General features: G+C 60.5%; 20 protein-coding genes and 1 tRNA gene. 5 read left to right on the top strand and 16 right to left on the bottom strand.

What is annotated here, in order from left to right; all coding sequences use genetic code 11:
• Window positions 1-133: 133 nt before the first annotated feature.
• The 13 genes from rpoC to GGR30_RS17095 form a co-directional block, all read right to left on the bottom strand.
• Window positions 134-4,342 (bottom strand): DNA-directed RNA polymerase subunit beta', encoded by a 4,209-nt coding sequence (gene rpoC / locus GGR30_RS17155; RefSeq protein ID WP_183488615.1) that lies wholly within the window; start codon window positions 4,340-4,342, stop codon window positions 134-136.
• Between the two features lie 190 nt (window positions 4,343-4,532).
• Window positions 4,533-8,675, bottom strand: a complete 4,143-nt coding sequence (rpoB, locus tag GGR30_RS17150; protein ID WP_183488613.1) for a DNA-directed RNA polymerase subunit beta — start codon at window positions 8,673-8,675, stop codon at window positions 4,533-4,535.
• A gap of 287 nt (window positions 8,676-8,962) precedes the next feature.
• Window positions 8,963-9,340: a 50S ribosomal protein L7/L12 gene (gene rplL / locus GGR30_RS17145; RefSeq protein ID WP_183488611.1), complete on the bottom strand. Its 378-nt coding sequence runs from the start codon at window positions 9,338-9,340 to the stop codon at window positions 8,963-8,965.
• A 66-nt stretch (window positions 9,341-9,406) separates the two neighbouring features.
• On the bottom strand, window positions 9,407-9,925 hold the full coding sequence (gene rplJ / locus GGR30_RS17140) for a 50S ribosomal protein L10 (RefSeq protein ID WP_183488609.1): 519 nt from the start codon (window positions 9,923-9,925) through the stop codon (window positions 9,407-9,409).
• A gap of 346 nt (window positions 9,926-10,271) precedes the next feature.
• Window positions 10,272-10,967, bottom strand: a complete 696-nt coding sequence (gene rplA / locus GGR30_RS17135) for a 50S ribosomal protein L1 (RefSeq protein WP_183488607.1) — start codon at window positions 10,965-10,967, stop codon at window positions 10,272-10,274.
• A 5-nt stretch (window positions 10,968-10,972) separates the two neighbouring features.
• A complete protein-coding gene (rplK, locus tag GGR30_RS17130) occupies window positions 10,973-11,401 on the bottom strand; it encodes a 50S ribosomal protein L11 (RefSeq protein ID WP_138748006.1) in 429 nt (142 codons plus the stop codon).
• 142 nt (window positions 11,402-11,543) lie between these two features.
• Window positions 11,544-12,074, bottom strand: coding sequence for a transcription termination/antitermination protein NusG (nusG, locus tag GGR30_RS17125; protein WP_024707355.1), 531 nt, complete (start codon window positions 12,072-12,074; stop codon window positions 11,544-11,546).
• A 22-nt stretch (window positions 12,075-12,096) separates the two neighbouring features.
• On the bottom strand, window positions 12,097-12,297 hold the full coding sequence (gene secE, locus GGR30_RS17120; protein WP_183488605.1) for a preprotein translocase subunit SecE: 201 nt from the start codon (window positions 12,295-12,297) through the stop codon (window positions 12,097-12,099).
• A gap of 170 nt (window positions 12,298-12,467) precedes the next feature.
• A tRNA-Trp gene (locus GGR30_RS17115) sits at window positions 12,468-12,543 on the bottom strand.
• Between the two features lie 169 nt (window positions 12,544-12,712).
• Window positions 12,713-13,741, bottom strand: a complete 1,029-nt coding sequence (locus GGR30_RS17110) for a hypothetical protein (protein ID WP_183488603.1) — start codon at window positions 13,739-13,741, stop codon at window positions 12,713-12,715.
• A 600-nt stretch (window positions 13,742-14,341) separates the two neighbouring features.
• Window positions 14,342-16,855, bottom strand: a complete 2,514-nt coding sequence (locus GGR30_RS17105; protein ID WP_183488601.1) for a GcvT family protein — start codon at window positions 16,853-16,855, stop codon at window positions 14,342-14,344.
• 135 nt (window positions 16,856-16,990) lie between these two features.
• Entirely contained in the window at window positions 16,991-19,573 is a 2,583-nt protein-coding gene (locus GGR30_RS17100) for a mechanosensitive ion channel domain-containing protein (RefSeq protein ID WP_183488599.1), read from the bottom strand.
• Between the two features lie 80 nt (window positions 19,574-19,653).
• A complete protein-coding gene (locus GGR30_RS17095; protein ID WP_183488597.1) occupies window positions 19,654-20,235 on the bottom strand; it encodes a DUF924 family protein in 582 nt (193 codons plus the stop codon).
• 118 nt (window positions 20,236-20,353) lie between these two features.
• Here GGR30_RS17095 and GGR30_RS17090 point away from each other — a divergent pair, with 118 nt between their 5' ends.
• Complete coding sequence (locus GGR30_RS17090) at window positions 20,354-21,439, top strand: AI-2E family transporter (RefSeq protein ID WP_183488595.1); 1,086 nt, start codon at window positions 20,354-20,356, stop codon at window positions 21,437-21,439.
• Between the two features lie 11 nt (window positions 21,440-21,450).
• On the opposite strand, the gene GGR30_RS17085 is transcribed toward GGR30_RS17090, so the two are convergent.
• Entirely contained in the window at window positions 21,451-21,822 is a 372-nt protein-coding gene (locus GGR30_RS17085) for a gamma-butyrobetaine hydroxylase family protein (protein WP_183488593.1), read from the bottom strand.
• A gap of 151 nt (window positions 21,823-21,973) precedes the next feature.
• Between GGR30_RS17085 and moaA the strand changes: the two genes are divergently transcribed.
• From moaA to GGR30_RS17065, 4 genes are all read left to right on the top strand, one after another.
• Window positions 21,974-22,966 carry a GTP 3',8-cyclase MoaA gene (gene moaA, locus GGR30_RS17080; protein ID WP_210288092.1) on the top strand — a complete coding sequence of 331 codons (993 nt, stop codon included), beginning with the start codon at window positions 21,974-21,976 and terminating at the stop codon, window positions 22,964-22,966.
• A gap of 95 nt (window positions 22,967-23,061) precedes the next feature.
• Window positions 23,062-24,024 carry a DMT family transporter gene (locus tag GGR30_RS17075; RefSeq protein WP_183488589.1) on the top strand — a complete coding sequence of 321 codons (963 nt, stop codon included), beginning with the start codon at window positions 23,062-23,064 and terminating at the stop codon, window positions 24,022-24,024.
• Entirely contained in the window at window positions 24,021-24,647 is a 627-nt protein-coding gene (gene mobA, locus GGR30_RS17070; RefSeq protein ID WP_183488587.1) for a molybdenum cofactor guanylyltransferase MobA, read from the top strand. Before GGR30_RS17075 ends, mobA begins: the two co-directional genes overlap by 4 nt.
• A gap of 64 nt (window positions 24,648-24,711) precedes the next feature.
• Entirely contained in the window at window positions 24,712-25,533 is an 822-nt protein-coding gene (locus GGR30_RS17065) for a class I SAM-dependent methyltransferase (RefSeq protein ID WP_183488585.1), read from the top strand.
• Here the strand turns inward: GGR30_RS17065 and yidD are convergent.
• Window positions 25,518-25,892, bottom strand: a complete 375-nt coding sequence (gene yidD, locus GGR30_RS17060; RefSeq protein ID WP_183488583.1) for a membrane protein insertion efficiency factor YidD — start codon at window positions 25,890-25,892, stop codon at window positions 25,518-25,520. The two genes, GGR30_RS17065 and yidD, sit on opposite strands and share 16 nt — an antisense overlap.
• Window positions 25,867-26,328, bottom strand: a complete 462-nt coding sequence (locus GGR30_RS17055; protein ID WP_183488581.1) for an iron-sulfur cluster assembly scaffold protein — start codon at window positions 26,326-26,328, stop codon at window positions 25,867-25,869. The genes yidD and GGR30_RS17055 overlap by 26 nt, the downstream gene beginning before the upstream one ends.
• Window positions 26,329-26,381 lie beyond the last annotated feature (53 nt).

The following is a 26,381-nucleotide window of genomic DNA, read 5'->3' as shown; positions in this document are numbered from 1 at the left end:
GACGACAAGACCCGCGCAAACAGAAGATGCTAACGTTAGCATTTTAGCAGAAAATGAAAAAGGCCGCCGAAATCGGCGGCCTCAGACATTGATGAGCTTGAAAGCGACCGGGCGCAAGGCCCGGAGCCGGCGCTTATTCGCCCGGCTGCGGCTCCTCGTTCATGGAAGACAGCATCGGCGTGGCCTCGTCGGCGCCGGAAGCCTTGCGGCGGGCGTCGATGATGAGGTCGTCGCGCTGGGTGGCGATGCGGCGAACCTGGCCCATCGCGCGTCCCGTGCCGGCCGGGATCAGACGGCCGACGATGATGTTTTCCTTCAGGCCCTGCAGCGTGTCGACCTTGCCGGCAATCGCGGCTTCCGTGAGCACCTTGGTGGTCTCCTGGAAGGAGGCAGCCGAGAAGAAGGACGGCGTCTGCAGCGAGGCCTTGGTGATGCCGAGCAGCACGGGTTCGCCTTCGGCGGGCCGCTTGCCCTGGGCAATCAGTTCCTCGTTCATATCGTCAAAGGCAATCGCCTCGACGATATCGCCGGTGATCTGGCCGCTGTCGCCCGAAGCGGTGATCTCGACCTTCTGCAGCATCTGGCGAACGATCACCTCGATGTGCTTGTCGTTGATGACCACACCCTGCAGACGATAGACTTCCTGGATCTCGTTGACGAGATAGGAGGCCAGCGCCTCGACGCCCTTGATGGCAAGGATGTCATGCGGGGCCGGGTTGCCGTCGAGGATGTAGTCGCCCTTCTCGATGTAGTCGCCATCCTGCAGATGGAACGGCTTCGACTTCGGAATGAGGTATTCCACCGGCTCGACACCGTCTTCCGCAGGCTCGATCTGGATGCGGCGCTTGTTCTTGTAGTCGCGGCCGAAGCGGATCGTACCGTCGATCTCGGCGATCACGGCATGGTCCTTCGGACGGCGAGCTTCGAACAGTTCCGCAACGCGCGGCAGACCACCGGTAATGTCCTTGGTCTTGGCGCTTTCCAGCGGCGAACGCGCAAGCACGTCACCCTGGCTGACCTTCTGGCCGGGCTCGACCGAAAGGATCGCGTCAACCGAAAGCGGCAGGCGAGCGTCACCGCCACGCGGCAGTTTCAGCACGTCACCGTTCTCGTCCTTGATGACGATGGACGGCTTCAGATCCGAACCGCGCGGCGTCGAACGCCAGTCGATAACCGAACGCTTGGTGAAGCCGGTCGCCTCATCGGTGGTTTCGGTGACAGAGAGGCCTTCAACAAGGTCTTCAAAGTCGACCGTACCGGAGACTTCCGTCATCATCGGGCGGGTATAGGGGTCCCACTCGGCAAGACGCTGGCCGCGGCGAACCTTGTCGCCATCATCGACGAACAGCTTCGAACCATAGGCAACCTTCTGCGAAGACCGCTCCTGATCGCGCTGGTCGAGGATCTGGATCGCCATGTTGCGGCCCATTGCCACCAGAACGCCGTCGGAGTTTCGCAGAACATTGCGGTTTTTGATCCGCACCGTCCCCTCATAGGAGGATTCCAGGAACGACTGGTCAACCACGTTCGCCGTACCGCCAAGGTGGAAGGTACGCATGGTCAACTGCGTGCCGGGCTCACCGATCGACTGGGCTGCGATAACGCCGACGGCTTCACCGATATTGACCGGCGTACCGCGGGCAAGGTCGCGACCGTAGCAGACCTGGCAGACGCCCGTCTGGACTTCGCAAGTCAGCGCCGAACGGATCTGGACCGACTGGATGCCCGAAGCCTCGATCTTGATGACATCGGCTTCGTTGATCTGACGGCCGGCCTCGACGATCAGTTCGCCGGTGACCGGATCCTCGATATCGACAAGCGCCGCACGGCCGAGCACACGCTGACCGATGGAGGCAACCACCTGACCGGCATCGACGATGGCCGTCATGGTCAGGCCCTTGTCGGTTCCGCAATCCGGCGTGTTGACAATGCAGTCCTGGGCCACGTCGACGAGACGACGGGTCAGGTAGCCCGAGTTCGCGGTCTTCAGCGCCGTATCGGCCAGACCCTTACGGGCGCCGTGAGACGAGTTGAAGTACTCGTTCACGGTCAGGCCTTCCTTGAAGTTCGAGATGATCGGCGTTTCGATGATCTCGCCCGACGGCTTCGCCATCAGGCCGCGCATGCCGCCAAGCTGACGCATCTGGTTCACCGAACCACGCGCGCCGGAATGGCTCATCATGTAGATCGAGTTCATCTGCTTCTGGCGACCGGTCTCCGGGTCGAATTCGACGGCCTTGATTCGGGCCATCATCTCTTCGGTAACCTTCTCGGTCGCCTTGCCCCAGGCGTCGACAACCTTGTTGTACTTTTCGCCCTGGGTGATGAGGCCGTCATTGTACTGCTGCTCGTATTCCTTCACCAGCGCTTCTGTCTCGGCGACGATGCCGTGCTTGGCGTCCGGGATGACCATGTCGTCCTTGCCGAAGGAAATGCCGGCCTTGCACGCCTGGCCGAAGCCGAGCGACATGATCCGGTCGCAGAAAATGACCGTGTCCTTCTGGCCGCAATGGCGGTAGACCGTGTCGATCATCTTGGAGATGTTCTTCTTGGTCATTTCCTGGTTGCAGGTTTCGAACGGCACGTTCGAGTTCTTCGGCAGAAGCTCGCCGATGATCATGCGGCCGGGCGTCGTCTCGTAGATCTTCGAGACTTCGTTGCCGTCCTCGTCGACCGTCTTGAAACGGCCCTTGATCTTGGCATGCAGCGTGACGACCTTGTTTTCCAGCGCGTGGTGCAGTTCGCCCATGTCGGCAAAGGCCATGCCTTCGCCGGGCTCGTTCTCGTTCATGATCGAGAGGTAGTAGAGGCCGAGAACCATGTCCTGCGACGGCACGATGATCGGCTGACCGTTTGCCGGATGCAGGATGTTGTTGGTCGACATCATCAGCACGCGGGCTTCAAGCTGGGCTTCGAGCGACAGCGGCACGTGAACGGCCATCTGGTCGCCGTCGAAGTCGGCGTTGAAGGCCGTGCAGACGAGCGGATGCAGCTGAATGGCCTTGCCTTCGACCAGCGTCGGCTCGAACGCCTGGATGCCCAGACGGTGCAGCGTCGGCGCGCGGTTCAGGAGAACCGGATGCTCGCGGATGACCTCATCGAGGATGTCCCAGACTTCCGGACGTTCTTTTTCAACCAGCTTCTTCGCCTGCTTGACGGTCGAGGAATAGCCCTTGGCATCGAGACGCGCGTAGATGAACGGCTTGAACAGCTCGAGCGCCATCTTCTTCGGCAGGCCGCACTGGTGCAGCTTCAGTTCCGGGCCGGTCACGATGACCGAACGGCCGGAATAGTCGACGCGCTTGCCGAGCAGGTTCTGACGGAAGCGGCCCTGCTTGCCCTTGAGCATGTCGGAGATCGACTTCAGCGGACGCTTGTTGGCGCCGGTGATGACTCGGCCGCGACGACCGTTGTCGAACAGGGCGTCAACCGATTCCTGAAGCATGCGCTTCTCGTTGCGGATGATGATGCCCGGCGCGCGCAGCTCGATGAGGCGCTTCAGACGGTTGTTACGGTTGATCACGCGACGATAGAGATCGTTGAGGTCCGACGTCGCGAAACGGCCGCCGTCGAGCGGCACGAGCGGGCGCAGGTCCGGCGGGATCACCGGAACGACCTTCATGATCATCCATTCCGGGCGGTTGCCGGACTCAAGAAAGTTCTCGACGATCTTGAGGCGCTTCATCAGCTTCTTCTGCTTCAGGTCCGACGTGGTGTCGGCAAGCTCGGCGCGCAGGTCGCCCGCGATCTTGTCGAGATCCATGCCGGCCAGCATCTCGTAGATGGCTTCGGCGCCGATATTGGCCGAGAACTGGTCCTCGCCGAACTCGTCGACGGCCAGCATGTATTCCTCTTCCGACAGGAGCTGATTTTCCTTCAGATCCGTCAGGCCAGGCTCGGTGACGATGTAGTTCTCGAAATAGAGAACGCGCTCGACATCCTTCAGCGTCATGTCGAGAAGGGTCGAGATGCGGCTCGGCAGCGATTTCAGGAACCAGATATGGGCAACCGGAGCGGCGAGCTCGATATGGCCCATGCGCTCGCGGCGAACGCGCGACAGCGTGACTTCGACGCCGCACTTTTCGCAGATGATGCCCTTGTATTTCATGCGCTTGTACTTGCCGCACAGGCACTCATAGTCCTTCATAGGACCAAAGATGCGCGAGCAGAACAGGCCGTCACGCTCGGGCTTGAACGTGCGGTAGTTGATGGTTTCCGGCTTCTTGATTTCGCCATAAGACCAGGAAAGGATCTTTTCCGGGCTGGCGATCGAGATCCGGATCGAATCGAAGACCTGCGCCGGCGCCTGCGGATTGAAAAGATTCATGACCTCTTGGTTCATGCCTGTCTCCTTGACTGGGCGGCATCGCCCTTGCTGACAGATCATTCCGGCCAAACCCCGATGCCGGAACTCATGTCTCTTGAAACGGTGATAGCCGCTAAATGCGGCAAAAATGACACTTCGCGCTTACCATGCGCTCGGTGTCAAAGGTGCGCCCGGCTTTTGGCGGCGGGCGCACCGTGTTCTGATCTTATTCCGCAGCGTCCGGCATTTCGTCGGCTTCCTCGCCGGGCTCGTCCGCCCGGTTTTCAAGCTCGACGGAAAGGCCCAGCGAACGCATTTCCTTGACGAGAACGTTGAACGATTCCGGAATACCGGCCTCGAACGTATCATCACCGCGGACAATCGCCTCATAGACCTTGGTACGGCCGGCAACGTCATCCGATTTCACGGTCAGCATTTCCTGCAGCGTATAGGCGGCGCCATAGGCTTCCAGAGCCCAGACCTCCATTTCGCCGAAGCGCTGACCGCCGAACTGCGCCTTGCCGCCCAGCGGCTGCTGGGTAACGAGCGAGTACGGACCGATCGAACGGGCATGGATCTTGTCGTCAACCAGGTGGTTGAGCTTGATCATGTACATGTAGCCCACGGTGACCTGGCGGTCGAAGGGCTCGCCCGTACGGCCGTCGTAAAGCGTCGACTGACCCGACGGATTGTAACCCGCCCAGGACAGCATCTCGGAGACGTCGCCCTCATGCGCACCGTCGAAGACCGGCGTAGCGATGGAGACGCCACGCTTGGCTTCATCGGCCAGACGGACCAGGCTATCGTCGTCGAAATTCGAGACTTCATCCTTGGCTTCCGAGGCATAGACCTTGGTCAGCGTTTCCTTCAGCGGCTTGATGTCATTGGTCTCCTGATACTCTTCGAGCATCTGGCCAATGCGCTTGCCCATGCCGGCACAACCCCACGCGAGATGCGTTTCAAGGATCTGACCGACATTCATGCGGCTCGGCACGCCAAGCGGGTTCAGCACGACATCGACATGGGTTCCGTCTTCCAGGAACGGCATGTCTTCGGCAGGAAGAATGCGGGAGACCACACCCTTGTTGCCGTGACGGCCGGCCATCTTGTCGCCGGGCTGGATCTTGCGCTTCACAGCCACGAAGACCTTGACCATCTTCATCACGCCCGGAGGCATTTCATCGCCGCGCTGGACCTTCTCGACCTTGTCCATGAACCGCTGTTCAAGGCGGGCCTTGGATTCGTCATACTGGCCGCGAAGCGCTTCGAGTTCGCCCTGGGCTTCCTCGTTCTCGACGGCGAACATCCACCACTGCGAACGCGGATAGGCGTTGATCACCTCGTCGGAGAGCTCGACGCCCTTCTTGAAGCCCTTCGGGCCTGCAATCGAGGTGTGGCCGCGCAGCATGTCGGCAAGACGCGCATAGACGTTGCGGTCCAGAATGGCCTGCTCATCGTCACGGTCCTTGGCGAGACGCTCGATTTCCTCGCGCTCGATCGCCATGGCGCGTTCGTCCTTCTCGACGCCGTGACGGTTGAAGACGCGAACTTCAACCACGGTACCGAAGGTGCCGGGCGGCATGCGCATCGAGGTGTCGCGAACGTCGGAGGCCTTCTCGCCGAAGATGGCGCGCAGAAGCTTTTCTTCCGGCGTCATCGGGCTTTCGCCCTTCGGCGTGATCTTGCCGACGAGAATGTCGCCCGGATGCACTTCCGCGCCGATATAGACGATACCCGCCTCATCGAGGTTCTTCAGCGCTTCTTCCGAGACGTTCGGAATGTCGCGGGTGATTTCTTCCGGACCGAGCTTGGTGTCACGGGCCATGACCTCGAATTCTTCCAGATGGATCGAGGTGAAGACGTCATCCGAAACGATCCGCTCGGAAAGCAGGATCGAGTCCTCGTAGTTGTAGCCGTTCCACGGCATGAACGCGACGAGCGCGTTGCGGCCGAGCGCCAGGTCACCGAGGTCCGTGGACGGACCGTCGGCGATGATGTCGCCACGGTTGACCACGTCGCCGACGCGCACCAGCGGACGCTGGTTGACGCAGGTGTTCTGGTTGGAACGCTGGAACTTCATCAGCCGGTAGATATCAACGCCGGACTTCGAGGCATCAAGATCTTCCGTCGCGCGGATAACGATACGCGTCGCGTCCACCTGGTCGACCACGCCGCCGCGCTTGGCGCCGATGGCAGCACCTGAGTCACGGGCAACGATCGGCTCCATGCCGGTTCCAACGAACGGCGCTTCGGCGCGCAGAAGCGGCACGGCCTGACGCTGCATGTTCGAGCCCATGAGAGCGCGGTTGGCGTCGTCGTTTTCCAGGAACGGAATGAGCGCCGCTGCAACGGAAACGAGCTGCTTCGGCGAAACGTCCATCAGGTTGATGTTTTCGCGCGGCGCCAGCATCACTTCGCCCGCATGACGGCAGACGACGAACTCTTCAACGAAGGTACCGTCATCATTCATCACAGAATTGGCCTGGGCGATATAGTACTTGGCCTCTTCCATGGCCGACAGGTAGATCACCTCGTCGGTGAGCTTGCCGTCCTCGGAAATCTTGCGATACGGGCTTTCGATGAAGCCGTACTTGTTGACGCGCGCAAAGGTCGCCAGCGAGTTGATCAGACCGATGTTCGGGCCTTCCGGCGTTTCGATCGGGCAGATACGGCCGTAATGGGTCGGATGCACGTCGCGAACTTCGAAGCCCGCGCGTTCGCGCGTCAGACCGCCCGGACCAAGAGCCGAGAGACGACGCTTGTGGGTGATTTCCGACAGCGGGTTGATCTGGTCCATGAACTGCGAAAGCTGCGAGGAGCCGAAGAACTCGCGCACGGCGGCAGCCGCCGGCTTGGCGTTGATCAGATCCTGCGGCATCACCGTGTCGATCTCGATCGAGGACATGCGTTCCTTGATCGCGCGCTCCATGCGCAGGAGGCCCAGACGATACTGGTTCTCCATCAGCTCGCCAACGGAGCGGACGCGGCGGTTGCCGAGGTTGTCGATATCATCGATCTCGCCCTTGCCGTCGCGAAGATCAACCAGCGTCTTGACGACGGCCAGGATGTCTTCCTTGCGCAGGACGCGCATCGTGTCCGGAGCGTCGAGGTCGAGACGCATGTTCATCTTGACGCGGCCAACGGCCGACAGATCGTAGCGTTCGGCATCGAAGAACAGCGAATTGAACATCGCTTCCGCCGATTCCATGGTCGGCGGCTCGCCCGGACGCATGACGCGATAGATATCGAAAAGCGCGTCCTGACGGTTCTCGTTCTTGTCGGCCACAAGCGTGTTGCGGATATAGGCGCCGACATTGACGTGGTCGATGTTGAGGATCGCCAGTTCGTCAATGCCCTGCTCGATGATGCCGGCGAGATTCTTCTCGTCAAGCTCTTCACCGGCTTCGAGATAGATCTCGCCGGTTTCCATGTTGACGATGTCCTCGGCAAGGAACGTGCCGTAGAGCTCTTCGTCACTGACCTTGAGCGCCTTCAGGCCGCCCTCGGCAAGCTTCTTCAGCATGCGTGGCGCCAGCTTCTTGCCGGCCTCGATCACGACTTTGCCACTGTCGGCGTCAATCAGATCGGTCACAGCCTTCTGGCCGCGCAGGCGCTCGGGCGAGAAGGGAACCTTCCAGCCGTCGCCATCACGCTCATAGGTCGCCTTTTCGTAGAAGGTGTCGAGGATTTCCTCGGTATCCATGCCGAGCGCCATCAGGAGCGACGTTGCCGGGATCTTGCGGCGACGGTCGATACGGGCATGAACGATGTCCTTGGCGTCGAACTCGATGTCGAGCCAGGAACCGCGATAGGGGATCACGCGGGCAGCGAAAAGCAGCTTGCCCGACGAATGGCTCTTGCCCTTGTCGTGGTCGAAGAACACGCCCGGAGAACGGTGCATCTGCGAGACGATGACGCGCTCTGTGCCGTTGACGATGAAGGTCGCGTTGTTGGTCATCAGCGGCATGTCGCCCATGTAGACCGACTGCTCCTTGATGTCCTTGATCGACTTCGCGCCCGTATCCTCGTCGATATCGAACACGATCAGGCGCAGCTTGACCTTCAGCGGCGCTGCATAGGTCAGGTCGCGCTGACGGCATTCCTCGACGTCAAACTTCGGCTGTTCGAATTCGTAGGACACGAATTCCAGCATGGAAGCGCCCGAAAAATCTGTCATCGGGAAGACGGATTTGAAAACTGCTTGCAGTCCTTCGTCGGGACGGCCGCCCTTGGGCTCGTCAACCATGAGGAACTGGTCGTAGGAAGCCTTCTGAACCTCGATGAGGTTCGGCATCTCCGCCACTTCCGGGATCTTACCGAAAAACTTGCGCACGCGCCTGCGACCATTATAGGAAAGGGTCTGAGCCATCGTCGCTCCTTGTCAATCTGCATCCGGGCCTGCAACAGACGGGTACCGATGGCCAGTCGGCTCCGTCGTTATTTGAGAGCCTTTTCCAATTCCGCCGGAAAGGCTCGATCTCCATAATTTCTCGACTATCCGAGCGTCAGGCCGTTGCCGGCAGCGCTGCCCGTCGAAAGGGTCCTGAAGAGAACCCATTACCCAAAGGCCCGAAATGGGACTTTGGGTAATGGTTTCAGTTCAATTGTCGCCCCACGGGCAGGCTTGCGCCCGCCCGCGGAACAGTAAAGTAAAGCTTACTTGAGCTCGACCTTGGCGCCAGCTGCTTCCAGCTTGCCCTTGAGCTCTTCGGCTTCGCCCTTGGAAACGGCTTCCTTGATAGCCTTCGGAGCGCTCTCGACGAGTTCCTTGGCTTCCTTGAGGCCGAGACCGGTGATGGCGCGAACTTCCTTGATGACGCCGATCTTGTTGGAGCCGGCTTCAGCCAGGACAACGTCGAATTCGGTCTTCTCTTCAGCAGCGGCAGCAGCTTCGCCAGCACCACCGGCAGCAGCAACGGCGACCGGAGCAGCGGCGGAAACGCCCCACTTCTCTTCGAGCATCTTGGACAGTTCAGCGGCTTCGAGAACCGTCAGTTCAGAAAGTTCGTCTACGATTTTGGCGAGATCAGCCATGTTAGTCTTCCTTCAGTGTGTTTGGTTCGAACTGGGTCGAAATTTCATAAACAGCGAAAAACCGCCTCAAGCGGCTTCGTCCTTCGTGGCGTAGGCGTTGAGCACGCGCGCAAGCTGGCTTGCGGGTGCAGAAGCAATCGTCGCGATGCGGGTCGCCGGGGTCTGGATCATACCAACCAGCTTCGCACGCAGCTCGTCCAGCGAAGGCATCGTCGCAAGCGACTTGACGCCATCAGCATCGAGCACGGTTGCCCCCATGGCGCCGCCGATGACAACGAGCTTGTCGTTGCCCTTGGCGAAATCCATGCAGACCTTCGGAGCCGTCACCGGGTCATCGCAATAAGCGATGAGCGTCTGACCTGTGAACAGGTCAGCCATTCCCTCGGACTCCGTACCCTGAAGGGCAATCTTGGCCAGGCGGTTCTTCGCGACTTTGACAGTGCCGCCCGCTTCACGCATCTTCGAACGGAAGTCGTTCATCTGCGCAACGGTGACACCGGCATAGTGGGCCACGACAACCGAGCCGGAAGCCTTAAAGACTTCGTTCAGTTCCGTGACGAATTCGCGTTTTTCCGCTCTTTCCACTGCCTATCTCCAGTTGACAGGCCCATTGACGGACCTGTCGGTTGCCTTTGCCGCTAGGGACTTGCTTTGACCCAAGATCCCAAGCGACGCTCGAGGATCCTGCCCCCTTCGGCGCGCGATTTCTCAAGCGCCTAGGCACACCAGGTTCGAACCGAACTTAACCGCAGGAGGCTTGCCGCCTTCCATCGCGGGAAAATTGGTCTCACCCGTCTCATGCAGGCATTGAATTAAGGTTGCCCACCTGCAATCTCGGACAGGAAACCGGGATTTTCGTCCCGGTCATTTTCCGGGCCCTGGAGCCCGGAAACTTTTCACCGGAAGACAATCGCTTCCGGAAATTCAAAACTTAAGCGTTGACCGACGAGAAGTCGATCTTGACGCCCGGGCCCATCGTCGACGACAGCGCGACGCGCTTGACGTAGTTGCCCTTGGCGCCGGCCGGCTTTGCCTTGACGACGGCATCGGCGAAGGCGCGGATGTTTTCTTCCAGCGCGCTTACGTCAAACGAGGCCTTGCCAACGCCGGCATGCACGATACCGGCCTTTTCGACGCGGAACTCGACAGCGCCGCCCTTGGAGGCTTCGATGGCGGCCTTCACGTCCATGGTGACGGTGCCGACCTTCGGGTTCGGCATCATGCCGCGGGGCCCGAGAACCTTACCGAGACGGCCGACGAGCGGCATCATGTCCGGGGTCGCGATGCAACGGTCGAAGTCGATATTGCCGGCCTGAACCTGCTCGACGAGGTCTTCCGCGCCGACGACATCCGCACCGGCTTCCTTGGCTTCATCAGCCTTCGGGCCGCGGGCGAACACGGCAACGCGGACGCTCTTGCCCGTGCCGTTCGGCAGGTTGACGACGCCGCGGACCATCTGGTCGGCGTGACGCGGGTCAACGCCCAGGTTCATCGCGATTTCGATGGATTCGTCGAACTTGGCAACAGCCCGTTCCTTGACCATCTGAACGGCCTCGGAAAGCGGGTAAAGCTTGTTGACGTCGATGCCCTCGCGGGTCTTCTGAATACGCTTTGCAATCTTCGTCATGGCAATCAACCCGTCACTTCCAGGCCCATGGCGCGGGCGGAGCCCTCGACCATGCGCATTGCGCCTTCGATATCGGCGGCGTTCAGGTCGCTCATCTTGGCTTCCGCGATCTTGCGGACCTGCTCGGAGGAGATCGAACCTGCGCTCGCCTTGCCCGGGGTCTTGGAACCCGACTTGATCTTCGCTTCCTTCTTCAGGAAGTAAGCGACCGGGGGCTGCTTCATGACGAAGGTAAAGGACTTGTCCTGGTAATAGGTAATGATTACCGGGATGGGCATGCCCTTTTCCATTTCCTGCGAGGCGGCATTGAACGCCTTGCAGAATTCCATGATATTGATGCCGCGCTGACCAAGAGCGGGACCGATCGGCGGGGACGGATTTGCCGAACCTGCCGGGACCTGCAACTTGAGCTGGCCTGCAACTTTCTTAGCCATTACTCTGCCTTTCTCATCTCGGACCGGCTTGCCGGCCCATCATGCCGGCACCTGCCGGCGGCTGCGGTTGCGTGGTGCGGGTTTGATGGACACCGGCTAAGCGCCCTGCCCTTCCACGCGAAATTGCCCCGAGGGGCAAAAATCAAACTTTTTCGACCTGGGCGTATTCCAGTTCGACCGGCGTTGCGCGGCCGAAGATCGAGACCTCGACCTTCAGGCGGGCGCGCTCCTCGTCGACATCCTGCACGACGCCGTTGAACGAGGCGAACGGGCCGTCGGAAACGCGGACATTCTCGCCGATTTCGAAAGACACGGTCGCCTTCGGGCGCTCGACGCCTTCCTGAACCTGGCCGAGAATGTGCTCGGCCTCGGAATCCGGAATCGGTACAGGCTTCTGGTCGCTACCGAGAAAACCGGTTACCCGCGGCGTGTTCTTGATCAGGTGGAAGACCTCGTCATTGAGGTCTGCCCGCACCAGAACATAGCCCGGGAAAAACTTGCGTTCCGAATCGACCTTGCGGCCGCGACGGACTTCGACGACCTTTTCGGTCGGGACGAGGATACGATCGAAGAAATGATCGAGGCCCTTCTGCTTGGCCTTCTCCTCGATTGCCTCGGCCACCTTCTTTTCGAAGTTGGAATAGGCATGAACAATATACCAGCGCATCGCCATAGTGCTTCTCCCCTTTTCCCGATCAGGCGCCGAGATTGAGGATGAAATTCATCGCCAGGCTCATCAGCTGATCAGCCGCGAAGAAGAAGAACGCTGCCACGACAACCATCACCATGACCATGAGAGTCGAGATCACAGTTTCGCGCCGGGAAGGCCAAACGACTTTGGCCGTCTCAGCGCGTACTTGCTGCAGAAACGTGAATGGATTGGTTTTCGATGCCATAAACTGCCCACACCTTTACGGCACGTAAAGCGGAAGTAACCAGCTCCACGCACCGCGAGTCTGTTTTGCATTACATATCATCGTTTTTCGCTCAGACAAGAGAAAAACGAAATTTTCTTGTATCACGTTCACGCGAGCCGCCGCGCACCGCGCTGGCAGAACCGTCGAACTGGCAGGGGCAGAGGGGCTCGAACCCCCGACCTGCGGTTTTGGAGACCGCCGCTCTACCAACTGAGCTATACCCCTTCATCAAATCAGGCCGCCAGCGTTTCCGCGCGGCCCCATCCGATCTGGCGCCCCATTTACGGGGATGAGGCGCGCTTGGCAAGAGTGTTTTTCAATAATTCGAGGGCCGCGCCCGCTTGATAACACCGACGGATTCGAACTGCGGGGAAGACCGGACCCTGCCATACCGTCACCCACGCCTTTGACGCGGCAGGTATATCAATGGAAGCCCCTCGCGCCTTGCCTTCTCCTCCACAATTTCCCGCAATCTAGGGTAATCACCCGGAGGATCATGAAAGAGGCGTATTGGCTGGCCTGCACTGTCCAACACCAGAAACAACCCGACGACTTCCAGTTTACCCGTGCATCCATGCGAAAGCGGCACATTTTCGCGCCCGGTAATAACAATCTCGTTGTAGGCACCCCTGAATGTACCGTGCAAGATCGCCTCCGGTGAGACAATCCCTCCCCACCGATCAGACAAAGTCAAAATTTCCTCTGTCGCCGTACGGGACCCGGTATCCACCCGCTTCAGAACGCTTTGGGCACGGTTATGAACCCCGGCATCAGTTATCGATGTCACAAGAATATTATTTTCGGGAACTTTAAAAATAACCCCAAATGTACGATATGTATAGAAACGAGTATTGCTTATTAGGCTCGTAGAAAGTATATCATCTTTATCATATTTTAAAGTATTCTTAAACTGCTCTATATAACTCCAGTTGCAACCATGAACGATAAACCTAAAACTCGGCGAAGGGAGCGTCAATTCCGAAAGTTCGGGGCGGAACCGTTGGAATGCCACCAAGCTTCTAGGATCAGTCATACTTGACGGATTCCAGGCGCGCCTATCGTTGAAACCCACGACCGGAGGTAACCTGCTGCGAAAAATCCTTATCAGTTCGGATACGGAACAACCCGAGATCCGAGATTTGATGACCTCAAGCTGTGAAATGCCTCGCTGTGAGAAAAGATAGTACGCCAGAAGAATCGATTTGATGATTTGAATTTTATTATTATTTTTCTCGATTGTCCTATCTCTTTGAAAGAAATGACTTGTCGCTCCAAAATTCAGAAAATTGTCTATTAATTCTTTTTCATGTTCAGATATGCCATATAATTCATTCGATAAAATGTTTTTATAGTTACCTCCGGCTCCTCCCTCAAACTCATCAGAGATGAAATCGAGAACATCGTCTATCTGCTGGTAGCGCATTTTGAAATTCCATTTGCCGCCGGTATATTCTTTTGAGCAAACTCAAGCTTGAGAACTGGCCGCTTGAGTTGTGCCCGGAAGTAAACGCAAATTCATGTTCAATATATGTCATACTTCGCTTTTTTTCGCGCAATAATTCCGGCTCAAAACAGGTTTCAAGCTTCCGTGATAGAGCCAATAGTCTGTGACCCTTCGCGTCATGCCCCTGATAGCGGCAATACTGCCCCGCGGGCCGAACCTCGCCGTCCGTGGCTGTTCCGGAGCGACTGATGAACCCTGGATCGCTTTGGCTGCTTCAAAACTATGCTTTTTGTAGTTATCCCAGCTTAGCTGTCATTAGCTATGATATTGCGAAGTCACGGAAAACGATAGCGGATGGCCTGCAGGACATCGAGTGTTCACCACGAGCTGTTCGCGCCAAAGTGCCCCTTTCCCATCAGGCGGAAGGACTTGGCCCATCAACCCGCTTCCGGCCAAACGCCTGTGAGGCACAAAGCCAACAAAATCAGAACAACTATGGTCCCGATTGCTTACCCCTGCACTTTCTCATCCCGACTTTGAGCCGGGATGGCGGCAGATATTGGGGACATTCCGCCCGCGTCAGGCTCTCAGCGCCTCATTCTCCGGATCGAACGGGCTTTCCTCCACCACCGTCGCATCAAACAGATCGCCGAGAATGCGGATTTTCAGCTTCGTGCCCGGCGCGGCATAGTCCGGCTTCAGCATGGCGAGTGCGATCGACCTGCCGATGCGCCAGCCGAAGCCGCCCTGGGTGGCGCGGCCGGCCAGATTGCCGTCGAGGTCGTAGATCGCCTCGGAACCACGGGCATCGCAATCGGTGACGCCATCGACGATCAGCGTGGCGAAGACGGCGGAAAGCCCCTCCTCCTTCTTCGACAGCAGGGCCTCCTTGCCGATGAAATCCTTCTTCGGCTTGATGAAGCGATCGAGGCCCGATTCGTAGGCGGTATATTCGATGGTCATCTCCCGCTGCATGGCGCGGTAGGATTTTTCCAGCGCCATCGACCCCATTGCACGGATGCCGAAGGGTTTTATCCCGAATTCGGCGCCCGCTTCCATCAGCTTGTCAAAGATATAGGTCTGCATGGCGATCGGGTGATGCAGTTCCCAGCCGAGTTCGCCGACGAAATTGACGCGCAGCGCATGACAGCTCGCCGCGCCGATCGAGATCGGCTGGCCGGTGAGCCAGGGGAAATCAGCATTTTCCAGCGATGTCCGCGTCAGCTTCTTCAACAGGTCGCGCGACTTCGGTCCGGCAATCACCAGCACGCCCATTTCCATGGTCAGCGGCCTCAGCGTCACGGAACCGTCTGTCGGTGCGAGCTTTGCCAGAAGATCGTGGTCGTGGCTTTCAAGCCCCGCGCCGGAAACCAGATAGAAGCGGCCGGGCGCCCATTCATAGAGCGTGAATTCCGCGCGCACGCCGCCCTGGCTGCCGAGAAGATGGCAAAGCGCGATGCGGCCCTGCTTCTTCGGCACGGCATTGGCGAAGATCGAGTCAAGGAAGTCGCGCGCGCCGGGGCCGGAAACCTCCATCTTGGCAAAGGGCGTCATGTCGAGAATGCCGACCTTCTCGTGCACATGCTTCACCTCGTTGCCGACATGCTCGAAGTAGTTGGAGCGGCGGAACGACCATTTTTCCACGATCCGGCCATCGTCCAGCGCCGGGGCGTAATTGTGATTGGTCAGCACATCAGCGCCGACGCCGAGTTCGCTCTCATCCAGCGCATAGCCTTCCGGCGCATACCAGTTGGCGCGTTCCCAGCCATAGACGGAGCCGAACACGCCGCCAAGCGCCTTCAGCCGCTCATAGACCGGCGAGACCTTCAGCGGCCGGGCCGCCCCGCGCTCCTCATCCGGATAATGCATGGTGAAGACGTTGGCATAGGCTTCCTCATTCTTGGCGATGAGATAGCCCTCGGTCGCGTAGGGCCCGAAGCGGCGCGGATCGACACCGGCAAGGTCCACGGTCGGCTCGCCGTTGACGATCCACTCGGCAAGCTGCCAGCCGGCGCCGCCGGCAGCCGTAATCCCGAAGGAATGGCCCTCATTGAGCCAGAAATTTTTCAGTCCCGGCGCCGGCCCGACGATCGGGTTGCCGTCGGGCGTATAGGCGATCGCGCCGTTATAGACCTTCTTGATGCCGACCTCGGCAAAGGCCGGAACACGGGTAAAGGCCGTCTCGATATGCGGCATCAGCCGATCGAGTTCTTCCTGGAACAGCTCGTATTCGCTGTCGGCAGACGGCCCGTCGACATAACAGACCGGCGCGCCGACCTCATAAGGCCCGAGGATCAGACCGCCCGCTTCCTCGCGCATGTACCAGGCGCTGTCGGACTCGCGGAGCACGCCCATTTCGGGCAAGCCCTGTTTCTTCCGCTCCAGGATCGCCGGGTGCGGCTCGGTGACGATATACTGGTGCTCGACCGGGATGACCGGCACGTTGAGGCCGACCATTTCGCCGGTCTTTCGGGCAAAATTGCCGGTGCAGGAGATCACGTGGTCCGCGGTGAAACTCTCCTTGTCGGTTTCCACGTGCCAGGTGCCATCAGGGTTCTGGCGGATCTCGGTCACCGTCGTGTTGCGCATGATCCGCGCGCCGTTGTCGCGCGCGCCCTTGGCCAGCGCCTGGGTCAGGTCGGCGGGCTGGATATAGCCGTCGTCGGGATGCTGGATCGCGCCCAGAATGCCGTCGGTTTCGCAGAGCGGCCAGACTTCCTTGACTTCCTCGGGCGTCAGGAATTTGAAATCAACGCCGATGGTCTCGGCAATGCCGGAATAATAGAGATACTCGTCCATCCGGTCCTTGGTCATCGCCAGGCGAATATTGGAGACCTTCGAGAAGCCGACATTGAGCCCAGTCTCTTCCTCGAGCGCCGAATAGAGATTGACCGAATATTTGTGCAGCTGGCCAACCGAATAGCTCATGTTGAACAGCGGCAGAAGGCCGGCCGCGTGCCAGGTCGAACCGGAGGTCAGTTCCTTGCGCTCGATCAGGACCGCATCGTCCCAGCCCTTCTTCGCCAGATGATAAAGCGTCGATACGCCGACGACGCCGCCGCCGATCACCAGAGCCCTTGTCTTCGTCGTCATCCGTTCCGCCTCTTGCCGCCGTGATTGACCGCCCGCCCGCCGGGCATCGCTTCAGATGACTATGCAACGGGCGCCGAAACGGAAACAGCCCGTTTGCGACATGCAGTCCTGCGGGCGCGACGCGGCTCGATTTGCTTACCGCTCGCCGCTGTCGTCATTGCCGGCATCGGGGTGGTCGAACATCGGTCGGACCTCTGCCTGCGGCTCGACCGGTTCCGCCGGGGCCGCCTTCTTCGTGTGCTTGCGGATCGAATCCGCCAGCTCGTCGCGCCGTTCCTTCTGCGGAATGATATGCAGGTCGCGTTGCGGATAGGGGATGGTGATGCCCTCGTCCTTGAAGCGCTCGAAGATCGCCACGCGGATATCGTTGCGCACGGCAATGCCGTTGAACACATCAGCGAGATAGACGCGCACCTCGAAATCGAGCGTCGATTCGCCAAACCCCATGAAGATCACCATGGGCTCAGGGTTCTGCAGCACCAGCGGATGCGAGGTGCCGATCTCCATCAGGATATCCATCACCCTGCGCGGATCACTGTCATAGGAGACGCCGACGGCAACCTCGGAACGGCCCATCTGGTTGTGGTGCATCCAGTTGCCGACCGAGGCGTTGATCAACTCGGAATTCGGCACGATGATCGACTGGCGCTGGAAGGTCTCGATCTCGGTGGCGCGCACCGAGATGCGCTTGACGAAACCTTCCGTCGTCCCCGAAACGATCCAGTCGCCGACCTTGAAGGGCCGCTCGACCAGCAGGATGAGACCCGAAACGAAATTTGACACGATGGTCTGCAGACCGAAGCCGATGCCGATGGAAAGGGCGGACGCCACCAGCGCCAGGCTGGAGAGATTGACGCCGGCCGCCGAGATCGCCAGCAGTCCGGCAAGCGCGATGCCGAGATAGCTGATGCCCGTCTTGACCGAATTGCGGACGCCGGCATCGGCGCGCGAGCGCAGGAGGACGTTGTTGTCGAACCAGCCCTGGAACCAGCGCGTCACCAGGAAACCGCCGACAAACAGAAGAACGCCGATCAGAATGCCGCCGAGCGAGATCGTGATCGAGCCGATGCTGACGGAAGTGAGGTTGTTGGCCGCCCAGAGCCGCATCTCCTCATAGCGCACGCCCCAGGACAGAAGCACCAGGGGAATGCCGATCATCAGCGTCATCGCATAGATCAACAGCCCGCCCAGAAGCGAAAGCTGATCGGCGCGCACGGCGGAAAGCTGGAAGCGCTCGACGAAGCGCTTGCCGAAACTGGTGCGGGCGATGCTGCCGGCCTGCGAGACCGCCTGGCCGACGAGGATGCCGATATACATGGTGATCAGCACGGCGCCCGTCAGCACCACCTGCTTGGCCGCAAACCGGGCAAGCGCCACGTAGCCGATCAGCGCACAAAGAACCACGAACAGGCCGACGACACGGGCGGAAAAGGCAATGGCGGAGGGAAACAGCAGGTCGATCGTGCGCGTGCGCTTGCTTTCTTCCTTGGCCGGGGCCCTGAGCCGGATGAAAGAGACGGCCACCAGTATCGCCCCGATCAGCACCGAGGAGATCAGACTGCGCAGGACATCAACCTGGACGCCGGCATCAAGCGTTTCGTTCAGCACCCCGATCAGGATGTCGACCCAGTTGATGAAGGCCATGGCAGTGAAGGCGAACATGAGATTGCGCGAGGCCGAATTGCCGATCGGCATCAACCGCCATTGCGGCCGGCCGGGCGTCAGCACATTGCGCGAAAGAAGGAACACGAAGAAGATGATCGAGCCCGAAATATAGGCCTGCAGCACGAAGCGCTCGACATCGGGCAGGAAAATTCCCATCCCGACGAACAGCACATAGGAGACCGTCAGAAAGGCAAGGAGCGCGAGACAGGGGATCACCGTGGTCCAGAAGGCGGCGAGCAGGCGGATCACATAATCTGGCTCCTCCATCTGCAGGTCCAGTTTCGTGCGTTCGACGAAGCGCGTGGAGAGACGGTAGGCGAAGGCGGCCGCAAGGATCGACAACAGGTTGGCGATGAGGAACTGTATGCGCTTCGACTGCCATATATAGCTGAGCCAGCCGCCATAGGAGGCGTTGAAGGTGGCAATCTGCTGGCGCCAGAGGGCTGCGAAATCGGTCGAGAACAGGTCCTGCAGATCGGTGTGCTTGAACAGCGCCCGGGCAAACTGCTCCCGACGGATGCTGGAGATCTGATCGGAGGTGTCGCCGGCGGAGGACGCAAGCTTGCTCGCCCGGTCGGCAAGCGCATTGAGTTCGGACCGCTCGGCCAGAAGCGTGTTGCGTTCCTGCGTCGTCACGTCCGGCTCCTGCGCTTCGCCCGGACCCGGCGCGCTGCCGAGTTCCGAAAGCTGGGAGCGGACGTCGGACAGCCGTGCCTGTATGGCGCTTTCGGTCTTGGAAAGCTCGGTCTGCAGCTGGTCGACCTGGACCTGAAGCCTGGAGAGTGCGCCGTCGTCGTTGCTCCCCCTGCCGACGACGTCGGAGACGGCGGAAAGCGCCTTGGCATATTCGTCGAGCGCGGTCGATGTCTCGGCGATGAAAGGATCGCTTGCCGGCGCCACCGCGTCATTCGGCTGCTGCCCCGTGCCGGTTGACGCGGACTGGCTCGCGGGCTGCGCCTGCTGGGCAAAAGCGGGCGCGCCGGACAGAACGCAAAAGAGCGCCGCGAACACCAGGAAAAACCGGAAAACGCCCCTCGCCTCAACCCGCTTCATCAGTTCCCTTTCCTGTTTGCAAACCCCGGCAGATGCGCCTTCCACCGTCAAATCGCGCCGTTTTGATGGCAAATGCACGCCTATTTCTGACCCCAGCCGGTATTTTCATCGCCTGCGAGATAGGCCAGTTCCGCGCGGGTCGACCGGCGCTTCAGGATCGGATTGCGATGGGGAAAACGGCCGAAGCGGGCAATCACCTCCCGGTGGCTTTCCGCATAAGAAGAGAACTCGTCATTGCCAAGCGCGGCAAACAGCGCCACGGAACGGTCCTGATCGGCAAGGTTTTCGGAATGTTCGAACGGCATGAAGAAGAAGGCCCGGCGGTTTTCGGAAACCTTCTCATGGGCACCGCTGGCAATCGCGAGCTTTGCCTCCCGAAGCGCCAGCATGTCGGTGGCAAAGGCCATCGGCGTGGCGCGATAGATGTTGCGGGGAAACTGGTCGAGCACGATCACGGCGGCAAGCTGGGTCTCCGGCGTCGCCCGCCAGGGAGCGTCGACATCGCGTGCGAGCGCCCTGTGGGTGGCAAAGAACCGGTAGAGAATGGCGTTGTCGAGGGCGGCGACATCATCGGGCTGGAACCAGTCCTTCGGCGTCAGTTCGTCAAACCAGAAGGAAAGCACCTGATCGGGGCTGGCGACGGTTTCGATGAACTCACTCATGACTTTCCTTCCCGCGCACAATCGCGTGTGGCAGCGCATGGGGGCGCTTGCGTATGACTGGCGGGAACGATACATTTTCAGTCACATCCGCTCAAGCTAGTCATTTTAAGAGACACGAATGTCTGAAACTGGGCCAACGGGCTCGCGACGCGGCGTCACCGTCGTCACATCCCTGATATTCGTCATCGTGCTCCTGATCGCGATCCGCTGGGCGGGCGGTTTCCTGAAGCCTGTTGCGCTTGCGCTGTTCATCATCGCCGTCACCTGGCCGATCAAGAACGCGCTGCAGAAGGTGATGCCGCCGCTACTGGCCCTTGCGGTCACCGTCATCAGCACCATCGTCGTTTTCGTCATCTTCGCGACGCTGGTCATCTGGGGCTTCTCGCGCATGGCGACCTCCTTCGTCGATGCCGCCTGGCAGCTTCAGGCCGCCTATCAGGATGCTGTTGCCTGGCTGGGGGAAAAGGGCTTTTCCGTCGCAAGCTCGCTCAATGACATTTTCAATGTCGGCCTGATCGCCCGCACCGCGCGGCAGGTGACGGGACAGGCGAGCACGACGCTGAGCTTCTGGCTTGTGGTGCTTGCCTATGTCGTTCTCGGCCTCACCGAAGTGGACAAGCTCCGCCACAAGATCGCGGCCCTCTCCAAGCCGGAATTCGCCTCCGCCGCCATCCGCATTGCCGATGCGACGGCGAAAAAGTTCGGCCGCTACATGCTGGTGCGCACGCAGATGAGCGCGATGACCGGCGTTCTGTTCTGGAGCTCGGCGACGCTGACGGGCCTCGACTTCCCCGTGGAATGGGGCGTCATCGCCTTTGCGCTGAACTACATTCCCTTCATCGGCTCGGTGATCGCCACCGTATTCCCCTCGCTTTACGGCGTCATCCAGTTCGAGCACTGGGAGACGGCGCTGGCGCTGTTCGTCTGCCTCAACCTGATCCAGTTCATCATCGGCAATTACGTGGAGCCGATGGTCTCAGGCTCGACGCTGTCGATCTCGCCCTTCGTCGTGGTGTTCTCGATCTTCTTCTGGACCTTCATGTGGGGCCTGTTCGGCACCTTTCTCGGCGTGCCGATCACGATCGCGCTTCTGACGGTGTGCGAGAACATCCCCTCGCTGAAATGGGTGGCGGATATTCTCGGCGGAGGGCCGCGCAAGCAGAAAACCCGCCGCAAGCTGAGCCTGCCCTCGCCCGGCCAATAGCCCGGCAGCCGTCAGCGCGGTCGTTCCGCCCTGTCGCGGGTCATGCCCTTTTCGGCAAGCTCGGCCTCGTAATTGGCAAACATCCGCGCGCCATCCTCGCCGAGTTCCCGCAGATAGGTCCAGGTGTAGATGCCGCTGTCGTGCATGTCGTCAAAGCCGATACGGATCGCGTAGTTCCCGGCGGCCGTGACCGTCATGATCTCCACATTCCGCTTGCCAGGCACCGTCACCGCCTGGCCGGGTCCGTGGCCCTTGACCTCGGCTGAAGGCGAAAGCACGCGCAGCATTTCGGCGGGAAGCGCAAAACGCGCGCCATCGTCGAAGGAGACTGTCAGCGTCTTGCGGTCGCGCGAGACGCGGATTTCTGTGGGTGTCGCAGTCATGGTCCATCCCGGTGGTTCGACAAAATCACGCGGCTGTGTTTCGCACTTCACTTGACGCTTGCCAAGGCCCGCTCCATGTTCGGCTCAAGGAGAATTCCCTGTGAACCAGCACCTGCTCGACAAACAGCCCGTCGCAGACCAGCCGACGCCGATGATCGACCCCTTCGGCCGGCAGATCACCTATTTGCGCGTCTCGGTCACGGATCGCTGTGATTTCCGCTGCACCTATTGCATGGCGGAGAACATGACCTTCCTGCCGAAACGCGACCTGCTGACGCTGGAGGAGCTTGAGCGGCTCTGCAACGCCTTCATCGACAAGGGCGTCAGGAAACTCCGCCTGACCGGCGGCGAGCCGCTGATGCGCAAGAACGTGATGCAGCTGATCAGGAACCTCGGGAAGCGCATCGGCGAAGGCGCGCTTGACGAACTGACGCTGACGACCAACGGCTCGCAGCTTGCGCGCTTTGCCGACGATCTCCATGCCGCCGGCGTGCGCCGCATCAATGTCTCGCTCGACACGCTCGACCCGCAGAAATTCCGCGAGATCACCCGCTGGGGCGATTTCCACAAGGTCATGGCCGGGCTGGAAGCCGCTCGCAAGGCAGGCCTCAAGGTCAAGCTCAACGCCGTTGCGCTTGCCGGCTTCAACGAGCACGAAATTCCGGAACTGCTGCGTTTCGCTCACGATAACGGCATGGATCTGACGCTGATCGAGGCAATGCCGCTCGGCGAGGTCGATACCGACCGCTCCTCCCAATACCTGCCGCTGAGCAAGGTTCGCCGCGATCTTGAGGAGAATTTCACCCTCACCGATATTCCGATGACCACCGGCGGCCCGGCCCGTTTCGTCACGGTAGCGGAGACCGGCGGCAAGCTCGGCTTCATCACGCCGCTGTCGCATAATTTCTGCGCATCCTGCAACCGCGTGCGGCTGACCTGCACCGGCATGCTCTATCTCTGTCTCGGCCACGACGACAATGCCGATTTCCGCAAGGTGTTGCGCGACAATCCCGATGACGACGCGGTGCTGCACCGCGCGATCGACAGCGCGATCGCCCGCAAGCCGGAGGAGCACAATTTCGAGCTCGATGAAACCCATTCGCGCGTTGCCGTCGCCCGCCACATGAGCATGACCGGCGGCTGATCCCTTCCGGCCGGATAGCGGAGAGCCAAGTGACACAGATCACTTCTCAGTCTCGTTGATCGTCTATATGAACAAGACATAAGATAACGAGACCAATGATGCGCACCTCCTCCAATGTTACCGGCGCCGCCTTTATGATCGCGGCGATGGCCGGCTTTTCCCTGACCGACGCGACCGCCAAACTGCTGACCGAGGAAATCGGCCTCGGTCAGATCATGTTCGTCCGGGGTATCATCCTCACCGTGTTCACAGTGCTGATCGCCTGGCGCAGCCGCGCGCTTTCCCGCCTTGGCGCGATTTCCGACCGGCGGGTGATCGTGCGCAGCCTGTGCGAACTCGTTGCCGCAGTCGCCTTTCTTCAGGCGCTGAAACAGATGCCGCTCGCCAATGCCGCCTCGATCATACAGTGCCTGCCGCTGGCCGTGACTCTCGGCGCGGCGCTCTTCATGAAAGAGCCGGTCGGCTGGCGGCGCTGGAGCGCCATCATCGTCGGCTTCGTCGGCGTGATGATCATCATCCAGCCCGGTCCGGACGGTTTTCAGCAGGGCGCGGGCTATGCCGTGATCGCCATGCTCGCGGCTTCAGCCAGGGACCTTTTGACCAAGACGATCCGATCCGACGTTCCGGCCATCATCATCACGCTGGCCACCGCCGTGCTCTTGACGATCGGCGGCGCGGTTCTGGGCACGCTCGAGCAGGACTGGAGCATGATGAGCTGGCCGATCATGCTGAAGCTCGTCCTCGCCGCCATTTTCCTCTTGTCCGGCTACCAGTTCGTCGTCTTTGCCGTGCGACTTGCCGATATTTCCTATATCGCGCCGTTCCGCTATGCCGGGCTGCTGTGGGCGACGCTTCTGGGTATCCTCCTGTTCCGGACCTATCCGGACGTGAACGTGCTTGTCGGCGGCGCGATCGTCGTATTGGCAGGGCTCTACTCCTTCTACCGCGAGCGCAAGAAGGGGCTGGAGCCGCTCGCCGAAACCGGTCAGCCTGTCGCCTCGGAAGGCGGCGGACCGATCGTCAGGGCGGAGGAAGACATGCTGAAGGAGAGAAAATGACGCCGTTTCCCGCCGTCATCCTCGCCGGCGGCGCCTCGCGGCGCATGGGCACGGACAAGGCGATGCTGACGCTTGAGGGCGAAACCCTTCTCGCGCGGGCGCATCGGCGGATCAAGACGCAGGCGCACCCGGTTCTCATCAGCCGGCATGGCGATGATCTGGCGGGGCTGCCTGACGCCACCGTCATCCGCGACGCCGGGACCGGGCACGAAGGTCCGCTTGCCGGCATCCTTGCGGGTCTCCGTCACCTCGCCGCGCAGGGTTCTGAGGCCACGCATATGGTTTCGCTCGCCGTCGACACGTCGTTTTTCCCGGCCGATCTCGTTGAACGCCTGGCTGCCGCCAGCCCCGCGCCCGACGCGATCGTGCTTGCCCGCACGGATGATCGCGTCCATCCGGTCTTCGCCCTCTGGCCGCTTGTCCTGCGCGAGCCGCTGGAAGACTGGCTGGCGTCCGGCGTCAACCGGCGACTGATGGATTTTGTCCGGGAACACCAAAGCCGGATCGTCGATTTTCCGCTGATCCCGGCCGAAGACGGCGCAATCGATCCGTTCTTCAACGTCAATACGCCGGATGATCTCGCCGCCGCCCGTCACATCGCAAAACGGATCGCGCAGACCTGAAAGCCGGTTGCGCCGCGGCCGATCCCGGCATAGAGCATGGCGGATATTCAACGGGATAAGCGCAATGGCACGCATGATCGACGAGGAAAGACTGGCGGAAGCCTATAACCGGGCGCTTGCGCTCGAAAAGGCGGGCAAGTTCGCCGAGGCGGCCGAGGCCTACCGCGAAGTGCTGACGATCGACCCGGACGATCACGGCGGCGCTGCCGTGCGTCTTGCCGCGATGGGCTTCGGCGAAGCGCCGAAAAAGGCGCCGGACGCCTATGTCGAGACCCTGTTCGACCAGCATGCCGAGGATTTCGAGGACATTCTCGTCGACCAACTCGGCTATTGCGTGCCGATGATCATGCGCCAGCGCTTCCAGGCGCTGGAACTCGGGCCGTTCGAGCGCATGCTCGATCTTGGCTGCGGCACAGGGCTTGGCGCCAGCGCGCTCGGCGATATGGCGGGCGACATCACCGGGCTCGATATCTCGGAGAAAATGGTCGAGATCGCCTATGAGAAGGAACTCTACGACACGCTGTTCGTCGCGGAAGTCGAGGAATTTCTCAACGACGACGGCGAGGAGGCGTTCGATCTGATCATCGCCGCCGACGTGCTGCCCTATCTCGGCACGCTCGACGCGTTTTTCTCAGGCGCGGCGAAAAGCACGGCCGGCGGCGGCATCCTCGCCTTTTCCGCGGAAACCCTGCCGGATGACGTGTTGGCCGGGCGCGACTACATGGTCGCCCCGCATCACCGTTTCGCCCACGGCCTTGCCTATCTGACGGAAAGCCTGGAAAAGGCCGGGTTCCAAACGGTCGACGTCACCGACATCAATGTCCGCTTCGAAAACGGAAGGCCGACGCCGGGCTATCTGGTGATTGCCCGCTACTCGGAAGCGTGAGAACGCCGGCCGGCGTAGAAGAAACGCCATGGCGTATACCAGCGCCACTCGGGGTCCAGCGTCTCGGGCACGGGATCGAAGCCATGGGTGCCGCCCGGCCCGCAGCGCCCGACGCGGAAGAGCGTCAGGAAGCCGCCGGCCCAGAGGCCGTGGCGGGCGATTGCCTCATAACCATATTCCGAACAGGTCGGCAGATGCCGGCAGGACTGGCCGATCAGGCTGGAGAATGTCAGCTGGTAGAAACGGATGAAGCCAAGCCCGAACAGGCGACCGGGCGTCTTGCGGAACGGCCCTTGCCAGTTGCGTGAAGACGGCTTCGTCCCGCCATGGCTCTCACACATCGGTTCGGACGACCTCATGCTGTTCCGGCGCGGCGGCATCCAGTTCATCAAGCGCCTTCACCAGCGCCTCGAAGGTCAGCATCACCGAGCCGTGTCGCGCGGGATAGTCCCGGACCGGCAGCAGACAGCGCATTTCCGCAAACCGTCCGTCGGGTCCGTCGCCGCCTTCTTTCAGCATTGAACGCATCTCGGCGCGCGCTACGCGGATCTCGTCGGGCGTCGCGCCGATCACCGAGGCAGCCATGATCGCCGAGGAGGCCTGGCCGAGCGCGCAGGCCTTCACCTCATGGGAAAAGTCGCTGACCGCCCCGTCCGTGAGCTTCACATAGACCGTCAGCCGCGAGCCGCACAGCTTCGAGTGGGCCGCGGCGCTGGCATCTGCATCGCCAAGGGCGCCCAGCCGGGTGACATTGCCGGCATGGCCGAGGATGCGTGCGGAATAGATATCGTCCATCTTCGCTTTCCGTGGGACCCTTTCCGGAAAAGGCGGGCCGGAATTGACTGGTT

It is taken from the genome of Martelella radicis (genome assembly GCF_014196625.1).
Lineage (GTDB): Bacteria > Pseudomonadota > Alphaproteobacteria > Rhizobiales > Rhizobiaceae > Martelella > Martelella radicis.
The sequence above is the reverse complement of the archived record's forward strand: the minus strand, read 5'-3'. Positions and strand labels throughout refer to the sequence as shown.